Source organism: Marinobacter salexigens (assembly GCF_018860765.1).
Taxonomy (GTDB): domain Bacteria; phylum Pseudomonadota; class Gammaproteobacteria; order Pseudomonadales; family Oleiphilaceae; genus Marinobacter; species Marinobacter salexigens_A.
The window spans coordinates 479816-491846 of record NZ_JAHKPV010000021.1 but is presented as its reverse complement, the minus strand read 5'-3'; the positions used below and the strand labels follow the sequence as shown (position 1 = coordinate 491846).

At 51.9% G+C, this 12031-nt stretch carries 10 protein-coding genes; 5 read left to right on the top strand and 5 right to left on the bottom strand.

The window, feature by feature from the left end; genetic code table 11:
• Positions 1-50: 50 nt before the first annotated feature.
• From KO508_RS15875 to KO508_RS15860, 4 genes are read right to left on the bottom strand one after another with little or no spacing between them, the layout of a single operon-like run.
• Positions 51-1472, bottom strand: a complete 1422-nt coding sequence (locus KO508_RS15875; RefSeq protein WP_216009265.1) for an NAD-dependent succinate-semialdehyde dehydrogenase — start codon at positions 1470-1472, stop codon at positions 51-53.
• Positions 1473-1495: 23 nt separating this feature from the next.
• A complete protein-coding gene (locus KO508_RS15870) occupies positions 1496-3274 on the bottom strand; it encodes an acyl-CoA dehydrogenase (RefSeq protein ID WP_216009264.1) in 1779 nt (592 codons plus the stop codon).
• An 11-nt stretch (positions 3275-3285) separates the two neighbouring features.
• Entirely contained in the window at positions 3286-4035 is a 750-nt protein-coding gene (gene phbB / locus KO508_RS15865) for an acetoacetyl-CoA reductase (RefSeq protein WP_216009263.1), read from the bottom strand.
• Positions 4036-4062: 27 nt separating this feature from the next.
• A complete protein-coding gene (locus tag KO508_RS15860) occupies positions 4063-5430 on the bottom strand; it encodes a malonyl-CoA decarboxylase (protein WP_216009262.1) in 1368 nt (455 codons plus the stop codon).
• 149 nt (positions 5431-5579) lie between these two features.
• Here KO508_RS15860 and KO508_RS15855 point away from each other — a divergent pair, with 149 nt between their 5' ends.
• The 4 genes from KO508_RS15855 to KO508_RS15840 all read left to right on the top strand — a co-directional run bounded on the left by KO508_RS15855 (position 5580) and on the right by KO508_RS15840 (position 8854).
• Positions 5580-6011: a MaoC family dehydratase gene (locus KO508_RS15855; protein WP_216009261.1), complete on the top strand. Its 432-nt coding sequence runs from the start codon at positions 5580-5582 to the stop codon at positions 6009-6011.
• Positions 6012-6025: 14 nt separating this feature from the next.
• Positions 6026-6571, top strand: a complete 546-nt coding sequence (locus tag KO508_RS15850; RefSeq protein WP_216009260.1) for an isochorismatase family protein — start codon at positions 6026-6028, stop codon at positions 6569-6571.
• Between the two features lie 96 nt (positions 6572-6667).
• Positions 6668-8209: a PAS domain-containing sensor histidine kinase gene (locus KO508_RS15845; protein ID WP_216009259.1), complete on the top strand. Its 1542-nt coding sequence runs from the start codon at positions 6668-6670 to the stop codon at positions 8207-8209.
• A gap of 6 nt (positions 8210-8215) precedes the next feature.
• Entirely contained in the window at positions 8216-8854 is a 639-nt protein-coding gene (locus KO508_RS15840; protein WP_216009258.1) for a response regulator transcription factor, read from the top strand.
• Positions 8855-8872: 18 nt separating this feature from the next.
• On the opposite strand, the gene KO508_RS15835 is transcribed toward KO508_RS15840, so the two are convergent.
• Positions 8873-9298 carry an acyl-CoA thioesterase gene (locus KO508_RS15835; RefSeq protein WP_216009257.1) on the bottom strand — a complete coding sequence of 142 codons (426 nt, stop codon included), beginning with the start codon at positions 9296-9298 and terminating at the stop codon, positions 8873-8875.
• Positions 9299-9555: 257 nt separating this feature from the next.
• Here KO508_RS15835 and KO508_RS15830 point away from each other — a divergent pair, with 257 nt between their 5' ends.
• Positions 9556-11898 (top strand): molybdopterin-dependent oxidoreductase, encoded by a 2343-nt coding sequence (locus KO508_RS15830; RefSeq protein WP_216009256.1) that lies wholly within the window; start codon positions 9556-9558, stop codon positions 11896-11898.
• Positions 11899-12031: the final 133 nt, after the last annotated feature.

Here is a 12031-nt window from a genome sequence, read left to right as displayed (position 1 = left end):
CTTCAAGTAAAACGTGCCTGCGCGCAAGGGCACATGTTTGGATCGTTTAACTAGATCGCGAAACCACCTAGTTTGGTTTCCAGATATTCTTCAATACCTTCCTGAGCACCTTCCCGACCAAGCCCGCTATTCTTCATGCCGCCAAATGGAGCTGCTGCACTGGTTGGGTTAATGTCGTTAATGCCAATAATGCCGAAATCCAGAGCTTCAAATGCCCGCATCGCTGTCGTCATATTGTTGCTGTATATGTAAGCCGCCAGCCCAAACTCGGTGTCGTTGGCCATGGCAATTACATCGCCTTCTGAGCGATAGGTGATCACAGGAGCGACCGGGCCAAAGGTTTCTTCCCGGTAGATTTTCATAGCAGGCGTTACGCCGGAGAGCACGGTTGGTGCATAGAAGTAACCGTTTGAAAGTCCGTTTTCTGTTAAACGTTGCCCACCGGTTTCCAATTTTGCGCCTTGAGCAATTGCATCCTGAACCTGAGAATCGACCTTCTCAATGGCTTGTTCATTGATCAACGGGCCGATACCAACGCCCTCAGACATACCATTACCGGCAACCAAGCGACCAGCCCGGCTGGTTAGCTCCGTAATAAACGGTTTCAGGTGATCCTCGTGCACAAATATCCGGTTAGGGCTAATGCAGGCCTGGCCGGTGTTAAGAAACTTCACCAGAGACAGACCTTTCGCTGCGTGCACCGGATCTGCATCGGGGAACACAATGGCGGGTGCGTGTCCGCCAAGTTCCATAGACACTCGCTTCATGTTGGCTGCTGCCAGCGCGTTCAGCTTTTTGCCGACGGGAGTGGAGCCTGTGAACGTCAGTTTGCGGATTCTTGGATCAGTACAAAAAGCATCGCCTACCCGCGCTGGATCCCGCACCGTGAGCATATTGACAACTCCGGCGGGAAAGCCTGCTTCTGCGAAGATCTCGATCATGGCCTTAGCGCACAAGGGCGTGCTTTCAGCGGGTTTCAGAATTACGGTGCAGCCGGCTGCTAATGCAGGTGCCAGCTTGCGTGTAATCATGGAAATCGGATAGTTCCAAGGCGTTATTGCGCCGACCACACCCACTGGCGATTTCTGGACAAGAAAACGCTGGTTTTCCCGGGCCGAGGGAATGCTTTGCCCGTATACACGCTTGGCTTCTTCAGCAAACCACAGCAGGAAATCTGCACCGTACTGTACTTCGTTGAGTGATGCTTTCAGCGGTTTTCCCTGTTCAAGGGTCATCAATTCGGCCAGCTCACGCTTCTGCCGAATCATTAGCTCCCAGGCCCGGTATAGCAGTTGGGAGCGGTAGTAAGCTGTGGTTTTCTTCCATTCTTTAAAGGCGCAATCAGCGGCCGCGATGGCGGCCTCAATGTCCTGGTCTGTGCAGTTGGGCACTTGCCCGATGATCTCGCCCGTCGCCGGGTTGGTGACCGAGAGCTCAGAACGTCCGGTCAACCATTCACCGTTAATGTACATGAGGCATTACCTTCTGACTGGTATTAAAATTCTATCTCTGGAAGCGCCATTATGGCGTCGTCGCCAGATCGTATCGCGCTCAAATGTGTTGAGCAACGCGGTAAGATGTGGTCAATGAAAAAACTTGTTGTTGCGAGTTTGTTGGCTGCACATATACTCTGGTCAGCCTGATCGTTTGCCGCAGCGGTGGCTCCTTTGAGCATCAACCAACCTGCCGTTACTGTGGAGCTCAACATAAGGTAGTCGAATGCAATGGCGCCGGTGAATTGATCGTCATCACCCCGCTCTAGAACAACGCGGGTCGCATCCTCAAGAAAGGCGACTGCCTGATCAAATTTTGCTTGGCGATCAGCGGTTAACACACAATCGCGTTGGAATGAGCCGGTGAATGGGCGCATGTCTTCAATCAGTTCAGTCATTGCTTGACCCTGATCACGAACGGTTTTCCGGCCAATCAGGTCCAGCGCTTGAATGCCATTGGTGCCTTCATAGATCGGCAGAATTCGAGCGTCACGGTAGTGTTGTGCAGCGCCAGTCTCTTCGATAAACCCCATGCCGCCGTAGCACTGGATGCCCAGAGAGGTAACTTCCTGAGCGATTTCTGTGCACCACCCCTTAACCAAAGGTGTCAGCAGGTCCATCCGGCGCTTGAAGCGAGCCCTGATGTCCTCTGGCAGGCTTTCCGTGTTGGCGTAGTCAACGGCCACGCAGCCGGTATAAGCTAGCCCACGAGCTGCTTCGGTCAAAGTTTTCATGATCATCAGCATTCGGCGTACGTCCGGGTGCTTGATGATAGGTGACACGCCTTGTTCGCCCGGTGCCGTGCCCTGAGCGCGCTCCAGAGTATAATCCCGGGCCTGTTGGTAGGCCCGCTCGGAAATGGAAACGCCTTGCAAGCCAACCGTGAGTCTGGCGTTATTCATCATTGTGAACATGCAGGCTAAACCACGGTTTTCCTCCCCAACCAAATAGCCGATGGCGCCTTCATTATCGCCAAAACTCATTACGCAGGTGGGGCTGGCGTGGATGCCGAGTTTGTGTTCCAGCGAGACTGCCTGACAGTCGTTTCTTTCGCCGGGCTCTCCGGACGCATCCGGAAGGTATTTGGGTACTGCAAACAGTGAGATGCCTTTCACCCCTGAAGGGGCATCAGGCAGGCGAGCAAGCACAAGGTGGACAATGTTCTCCGCCATGTCGTGCTCACCCCAGGTGATGAAAATCTTTTGCCCTTTTATCCGGTAGATATCGCCATCCGGACGGGCTTGAGTGCGAATGCCCGATAGGTCCGAACCAGACTGCGGTTCGGTAAGATTCATGGTTCCGGTCCACTGTCCGGAAATCATTTTCGGCAGTAACAGCTGTTTAAGCTGATCACTGCCGTTCTCGGAAAGCGCTTCAACCGCTCCCTGAGACAACAGCGGGCAGAGCCCCCAGGCCATGTTTGCGGCATGCCACATTTCCTGAACAGGAATGGCCAGTGAGAAAGGCAGGCCTTGGCCACCAAACTCCGGGTCAAACTGCAGGCTGGCCCAGCCACTTTCCGCATACTGCTGGTATGCGTCTCGGAAGCCGGCAGGCGTGACCACATTGAGGTCAGAATCCAGACGCACACCGGTTTGGTCTCCGATGACGTTGGTTGGTGCGATGACGGAGCCTGCAAAGCGAGCGGCTTCTTCAAGAATGGCGGCGACGACGTCCTCGGATGCGTCTTCATAACTGCACGCTTTGGCCATTTCTGAAAACCCGGCTACGTGCTGCAGGGTGAACATCATCTCACGGGTGGGTGCTCTGAACGCTGTCATGGTTTACTCCCTTAGCTCATGTACTGGCCGCCGTTGACCGACATATTAGTGCCGGTCACGAAGCTTGCTTCGTCCGCTGTGAGATAGACAACGGCTCTGGCAATGTCTTCAGGCTTGCCAAGGTGACCAACAGGGATGCCTGCAACAATGTTATTCAGAACTTTTTCAGGTACTTGGCGCACCATGGGGGTGTCGATGTAGCCAGGGGAAACCGAGTTTGCAGTTACGCCTTTTCGAGCGCCCTCCTGAGCAATGGACTTAGTGAATCCATAAATGCCTGCTTTGGTGGCGGCATAGTTGCTTTGACCAAACTGGCCTTTCTCACCGTTCAGCGACGAAATATTAACGATTCGGCCAAAGCCCCGCTCGCACATGTTTTCGAACACTTGCTGACACATGTTGAACATGGACGTCAGGTTTACATTGATGACCTGATTCCACTGCTCTGGCTGCATTCTCTTCAAGGGTGCGTCGTTGGTGATACCGGCGTTGTTAACCAGAATGTCGATGGGGCCCAGGTCCTGCTCTACAGCGGCTGTGAATGCTTTACAGGCTTCAAAGTCGGTTACGTCGAGCGGATAGATAGCCACGTCAACACCCTCTTCACGAAGGCTGGCCTGCCAGTCTTTTGCTTGTGCTGTAAACTCTTCACCGGGTAGGTGAGTGCCCACCACTTTACGGCCCTGAGCGGCCAGTGCCTTACACATGGCGGTACCCAGGCCACCGGCTGCTCCGGTAATAACTGCGATACGATTAGTCATGGTGTTCTCCTTACTTTTCAGGGTGGTTTATTTCAAAAGCTTCTTGATATTGGATGACAGGGAAATGGTTCCCTGTGAGGTGTATTGGTTACTGCGATGCACGATTTTCGGAAGCTCGTACAAATAGTTCACCATCAAGCCGGCTGATTGCTTTAGGCCTTTATCCGATGTGTCTGCCATCCAGTTGAGGCGGGCGAGCTGCGCACCATTACTCAAGTGGAAGTTAGCTACAGGATCGTTTGCACGGGATGTGCCGGGTTTGGTCGAGCTTAGATAGGTCGCAGCGAGTTTCATGATGGCTTCTTGCTGGGTGCCAGTGGCATCCCCCTGACTAGCGAGCACCGGATCACGCGGCGGCGGCGTGTTGACCCACTGTTCCCCCCCAGGTAGCTGCATGAGCTGGTCGGCTGGCGTGTTGTCCAGCCAGCGGCGGAAACCCGGAATAGGTGATAAGGTGGCGAACTGTTTAAGCTGAGGGAACTCCACCTGCAGCTTGCTGACCACTTGCTTGATCAGGAAATTGCCGAAGCTGATGCCCGCTAAGCCTTGTTGGGCGTTTGAAATCGAGTAGAAAATGGCGGTGTCGGTTTTATCTATGTCCTCTGTTGGCGCGTGCTCGTCCAAAAGCCTTTGAACATTGTCGGCAAGGCCATTCACCAAAGCTACCTCCACAAAAATCAGTGGTTCGTCTGGCATATTCGGGTGAATAAAGGCGAAGCAGCGGCGGTCGAAGTCCAGTCGGTTTTTGAGGTCGCTCCAACTCTTAATAGCGTGCACGGCTTCATAGGCGATCAACTTTTCGAGCATGGCACCGCTTGAGTTCCAGCTGATCTCTTCCAGCTGCAACAAACCTATGTCGAACCAAGTGGCGAGTAGGTCGCGCAGGTCCGTTTCCAATGGTTTCAGCTGAGGATAATCTTTGCGCAAACGAAGCAGCTCCTCTCGCATATCCACCAAAAACTTTACCCCGGAAGGTACCCCGTTGAACTGTTTCAGTAGTGCCGTTCGACTGGGTATCAACGCCTTGCGCAAGGATTGGGCGGCTTCTGTTTTTTCGTTGGGCTTGGCGTTGTGCCATTGATCAATAGCGCTCTCGACGGTAGCTTCGTTAACACCGTAATCCTCCGCGAGCATGCCCAAAAAGCGGGTTCTTCCGTTCGCAGACAGCTTGAGATAGGCGCGACCCAACAAGGCAGCCCGTTTGCGCGCTTCAACTTGACCGCCATTCTCAGAGAGGCAGTCGTCTATCCACTCTTTGACGATTTCGATATCAGCTTCCGGGAGGTCTTCCGCAACGCTTAGAATGTCTGAACCACGACGGCCTACGGAATCCAGTCCACTTGAAATCAACTTCTTGAAGGCCTTTTCAAAAATGCTTACGGGTTGCCTCGGCATGACTGCGACTCCCTTGGTGTAACGCGGGGTTATTTAGATTGATGAAAGAAGGCTACCAGAGCACTTTAAAAAAACCAAGTAAAAGTACTTGGTTTGGTGGATATAAACCAGTAATGTAGTGAGTGAATGGTTCAATATGAGGAAGCACAATGCAAGAATTACACGGTTACTATCTTGAAGATCTGGAAGTTGGAATGGAGGCGTTCTACGCCAAGACCATTACTGAAGCAGATGTGGTTTTGTTCGCAGGCATCAGTGGTGACGACAACCCGGTACATATTAATGCTGAGTACGCGAAGACTACGCCGTTTAAAGAGCGGATTGTTCATGGCATGTTCAGTGCCGCACTGATTTCAGCTGTATTGGGCACGCGTCTGCCTGGGCCGGGGGCGATCTATATAGATCAGCAGATTAAATTTAAAGCGCCGGTTCACATTGGCGATACGGTGGTCGCGTCTGCAAAGGTTATCGAGATAAACGAAGAGCGCCGCCGAGTAAAGTTGGAAACCATCTGCAAGGTGGGTGACAAGGTTGTTGCGGAAGGTGTCGCCACGAACATGGTTGATCGCCGTCCGGCGTAAGTCTGGAGAGTATTATGTTAATGGATAAAGAGAAGTCCATCGTTGCTGTTATTGATGTTCAGGCCCGACTATTGGGTGGGGTGCATGAAGCCGACAAGCTGGTGAGTGGCTGCAGTTGGTTGGTGCGCCTGGCAGGACTTATGGACGTGCCAGTGGTGGGGTCAGAACAATACCCGGATGGTCTCGGTCCTACGGAGGAGGGTTTGCGTGAATTGGTGGGCCCGGCCAATATATACGGCAAAACTTACTTTTCCTGCATTGACGACCCCGGTTTCGCAAAAGCATTCCAAGCGCATGATCGAAAGCAAGTTGTCCTGTGCGGAATGGAGTCTCAAGCCTGTGTTATGCAATCAGTAATCAGGTTGCTGGAGAAGGGGTTGGACGTATTTGTGGTGGCTGATGCTATCTCAGCACGTAACTCATACGACACCGAAATAGCACTGCGTCGTATGGAGCAGGCCGGTGCTAGAATTGTCACAAAAGAAATGGTCGGGTTCGAGTGGATGCGACGTTCTGATGCGGCTCAATTCAAGGCCTTCAGCAAAGAGTTCTTGCGCTAGTAAGTCTCGGGGTCCTGACGCCTTGTGACTAAGGGCCCCGGAGACCGTCAGAATAGGGTCTGATCAGGCAACCCGAGTTCTGAGAACCTGTTACCCATGAAAAAACCGTTACCCATGAAAAATCGCACCCCGGAAGAGGGGCTTACCGCACTGACCGACGACGCTGAGCGTAACCGTTTGCTGGCGGAAATGGCTGAACAGTCTACTGATATGATTTCCCGGCACACGCCGGAGGATTGGCTGTTTATCTATGCGTCTCCGGCGGTGACGCATTTGCTGGGTTATACGGTCGAAGAAATTGTTGGTATCTCGGCTTACGATCTCTACCATCCAGACGACGTAGAAGACTTCCGGTTACGGGCACCCACGGTGAGTTATGACCGGGGTTTGTATACCCATACTTATCGTTTTCGCTGTAAAGATGGACACTATATCTGGTTGGAAAGTACCAGCCGGACCATTCGAGACCCAGAGACCAATGATATTCGGGAAATCCTTGTGGTGTCTCGGGATGCCACCCACCGAATCATGGCAGATAAAGCAAGCCGGCGTTTGGCGCGGGTGCTGGAGAGCACTCAAGATCTGGTTATATTTGCCAATTTGGATTTTACCGTTTCGCACCTGAACGAAGCCGCCCGGAAAGCTCTTGAAATGGAGTGCATGGAATACAGCTCTTTCCCGCTATCGAGGCTTGTGACCGAAAAAGGCCTTGCCACCTTGATGGATGAAGGCTTTCCAGCAGCAAAGGAAACAGGGAGTTGGCGTGGAGAGTTGGCGATGCAAAATCTGAATGCATCTCGCATACCGGTCCTGCTTGAGCTCTTGGCTCACCGCTCCTTGCATGGGGATATTGAGTATTTCTCACTGGTCGCTCACGATCTCACCGAGAAAAAAGCAGCCGAAGACCAACTAAAGCAGTATCAGGCCGAAATTGACCACGCCAGCCGGCTGGTCACGATGGGCGAACTGGCATCGAGTCTGGCCCATGAGTTGAATCAGCCACTCTCCGCTATGGTGAATTATCTCCGGGGTATTGAGCGCCGTTTTGCGGGCAAGCCCACTCTCTCGTGGAGCGATATAGAACTGCCGATTACTCGAAGCATCCGGACGGCGTTGAGAGCAGGTGAGATCATCCATCGGATGATGGATTTCACGAGAAAGCAGGAGCCAGTCGTTACTCGCCTCAATTTACCGGATCTGATTGGCGAAATGATCAACTTTTGCGAAAGTACGGCTGAAAGGCACAACGTGTCTGTAGTGTTTGAGCCCGACTTGAATTTGCCAGACGTTAAAGGTGATCGGGTGCAGTTGGAACAGGTAGTGTTGAACCTGATCGTGAATGCTGTAGAGGCGAGTGCTTCTGCTGATCGTCGTGACGACGCTGCCATTGTGCGAGTCAGAGTCGCACCTCATGAAAGTGGGCAATTAAGAGTAGAAGTTGAGGATCAGGGGCGGGGTATTTCCGAGGTGGATATGTCTCGTCTTTTTGATCGTTTTTTTTCAACCAAGGAAACGGGGCTCGGAATGGGGCTGGCCATAAGCCGTTCATTGGTAGAGAATCTTGGTGGCGAGCTTTGGGCAGAAAACCTCCCTACGGGCGGCGCACGTTTTTCATTTACTCTCAATATTACTGACTGATAATTCATGACCTCTAAAAACGACGCACAAACTGTTTTCGTTATTGATGACGACACGGACGTGAGAGATTCATTGAAGTGGTTACTTGAGTCTGTAGGTCTCAATGTTCAAACCTACGAGAATGCGATGGCGTTCTTTGAGGCTTTCGATACCGGCGCGAGTGGTTGTATCGTGATGGATGTGCGAATGCCAGGATTGAGCGGCATTAACGCTCAGAAAAAGCTGCCGGAATACAATGTTGAGCTTCCGGTAATCATGATTTCGGCCCACGGTAATGTCGATATGGCGGTGACGGCTCTGACTCAAGGTGCCATCACATTTATTGAAAAACCATTTGATGACCAAACCCTGATCGATCATGTGCATGATGCATTGGAAAGAGATCGGAGCCGGTCTGTTCATCGTCGCTCACAGTCTCGTATACGAGACTGTTATGAGCGTTTGACTCGCAGAGAGCGCCAAGTACTAGAGTTGATCGTTAAGGGGCTGTCTAATCAGGAAGCAGCAGACGAGCTCGGTATTAACAGGAAAACAGTTGAAGGCCACCGGGCCAATATGACCGCAAAGATGAAAGTAGATTCGTTTGCGGAACTGGTACAGGTAGCCATCGCGCTGGGGCTGGTACAGGGTATTACAAGCTTGTAAATCCAAGCGCACAGCGGGTTAAAGCCGAGCGAGGTTTTCTCTTGCAGTGTCCGGTAACCTGGTCGGTCTTTGGGTGTTATCGTCAACGCAAACAATCACCGTTTCAGCGGTCGCGCAACACACCCCATCTTGAAAGATGCCCTGATATAGCTGTATCGAGCTGTTGCCAACACGCGTGACGGCCGTTCCAATATCGACGGTTCCTGGCCAGCGAATTTCAGCGCGTAGTTGCAGATTCAAATTGACGATTACGAAGGAGGTATCAGGTGAAGTGAGTGGTGCTTCCGAATCGTAGATCAGCTCAACTCGCCCAGTTTCAATAAACGTTGAAAATACCGCATTGTTCACATGACCCTGTCGATCCGTATCCGCATAGCGCAGCTTGTCATAGGTGCGATGCGGAAACTGTTCCAGAGTCCAATCTTTAGTCACGCCAGCTGTCATTTTCGCTTCCCCCTTTGGTCTGGACTAACGGAGCCGGAGCATTGCGCACGGCAGTAAGTATGTCAAATTGGCCGTCCCTTCCTAGATGGTACGCCAGCTTTTGCATAGATACATCGTACCACTCTCCGCTGTGATTGAGTATATACCCTTCAGGTATGAGTGTTTGTCATCAGTTAAATTAACATAAATCGAGTACAAATACTTGATTGTGGTCTATGCTGTCTTTTCCTAATAACAAAATGAAGAGGGCTCAACCCATGTCATTTGAGCACGCGAAAAAAGGGACGCTTACCAGTAGTCATTGGGGTACCTATCGAGTTCATGCAGAGGACGGTCGTATTACCGCTCTCGAAGGATTTGAGCGGGATGAAGATCCGTCGCCCATCGGACAGGGTATGGTCGATGTGCTGGACGGGCCCATGCGTATTAAAAAGCCAATGGTTCGCCGTGGATGGCTGGAAAACGGGCCGGGAAATGCAGAGGGGGCCCGGGGAGCCGATGAGTTTGTTGAGGTGTCCTGGCCTAGAGCAATCAAGCTGGTGGTGGGCGAGCTAGATCGCGTTCGAGACCGATATGGTAATCAAGCCATCTATGGTGGGTCCTACGGCTGGTCCAGCGCAGGCCGTTTTCATCATGCTCAGAGCCAGCTAAAGAGATTTCTCAACTCTGTTGGTGGGTACACGTACTCACTAAACACATACAGCTATGCAGCGGCTGAAGTCACTTTGCCTCATGTGCTTGGAGACTTCTATTCAATGGTCAATGGTGCCACCAGTTGGGACATTATCAAGGAGCACACAAACCTGTTCGTGGCATTTGGTGGGGCACCGGCCAGAAATGGTCAGGTGACGAATGGAGGGGTTGGTCGTCATGTGCAGAAGCAGTGCATGCTGGATGCGGCTTCTAACGGGGTAAAGGTTGTTAATGTTAGTCCCTTGCGTTCAGATGTTCTCGATGAAATGAACGCAGACTGGGTCGCTCTTTATCCGGGTAGTGATGTGGCTCTTCTACTGGGTATTGCTCACACCCTCCACACCGAAAATCTGGCAGATACTGAGTTTTTGTTGACCTATACCGTGGGCTACGAACGCTTTCAGCAGTACTTTATGGGCGAGATTGATGGTGTCGTTAAAGACTGCTCTTGGGCCGCGACCAAGACGGGAATCCCAGCTACCCGCATTCGAGATTTGGCGCGGGATATGGCTCGCCAGCGCACTATGATCTCTGTGAGCTGGTCTCTTACCCGACAGGACAACGGTGAGCAGCCTTATTGGGCCGCAATCGCAGTTGCTTCCATGTTGGGTCAGCTGGGGCTACCTGGCGGTGGTATTGGTTTTGGGTATAGCGCCATGAATGCTATCGGTGCTAACTACCAAGGCATTCCTGGTGCCTCTCTTCCCCAAGGTAAAAACCCGATAGAGAGCTTTATTCCTGTCGCTAGAATTACGGACCTGCTTCTTCACCCCGGTAAGCGCTTTGAGTATAACGGCATGGTTGGAACCTATCCGGACATTCGGTTGGTTTACTGGGCGGGTGGTAACCCGTTTCATCACCATCAGAATCTCGTGCGCATGAGAAGGGCATGGCAGAAACCTGAAACGATTATTGTGCATGAATGGTGCTGGAATGCTCAGGCTAAACACGCAGATATAGTGTTGCCGGCAGCGACCTTTTTAGAACGTAATGACATTGCTTCATCCAGTCGGGATCCTTTCCTTGTGTACATGCAAAAAGCTGCTGAGCCCGTAGGTCAAAGCCTGACGGATTATGAAATATTCAGCGCGCTGGCAGAAGAGTTAGGCGCGCGAGAAGCCTTCACCGAAGGCCGCGATGAAGAGCAATGGTTGCAGGTTATTTATGACGAGACCCGGCAGAAGGCGAGTGGCAGTGGTATTGAACTGCCAACCTTTGAGGCATTCAAGGCAAAAGGTTGGTTCGAAAACTCGATGCCGAAAGAACCACAGGTATTAATGAAAGCCTTCCGCGAGAATCCTGAGGCGAATCCACTTGGAACGCCAAGTGGAAAAATAGAGATATTCTCTGAAACTGTCGCGGGCTTTGGTTATGAAGAATGCCCGGGCTTTCCATTTTGGAGTGAGCCCAAAGAGTGGTTAGGGCAGGAATCCCCTGAATACCCTTTGCACCTGATATCCAACCAGCCGAAAAACAAACTGCACTCTCAATTGGATCACGGTTCTTATAGTCGCAAGTCGAAAATAAATGGCCGAGAGCCTGTAGTCATTCACCCGGTTGATGCAAAGGCCAGAAATATAGTAGACGGCAGCCTGGTTCGCCTCTTTAACGGACGGGGCGCCTGTTTATGCTCTGCCGTCGTGAGTGACGAGGTGCGCCCAAGAGTATTGCAGCTGAGTACAGGAGCCTGGTTTGACCCGCCACTGCCGGAAGATTCAGCGATATCTTGCCGGCATGGTAACCCAAATGTTCTTACTCGAGATCAAGGAACATCCCGCCTGGCCCAAGGACCTAGTGCCTTGTCATGCCTCGTGGAAGTTGAATTGTTCGAGGGGGATGCTTCGACTATGCCGATGGGTGCCTTTTCACCGCCCGCAATCCGTAGCGAAGCTGTTCCGGGCTCCTGAACCTCCAGTTTTCACCTGTGTAGCATCTGGTCAATGACAAGAAATGTCCTCGTGCTGTTGAGTGGCATCCTATATTAAGTATATATGCTTTATTTTTCGAGTAAAAACCCTTGATTGGGAAGGTGTTAGTGAC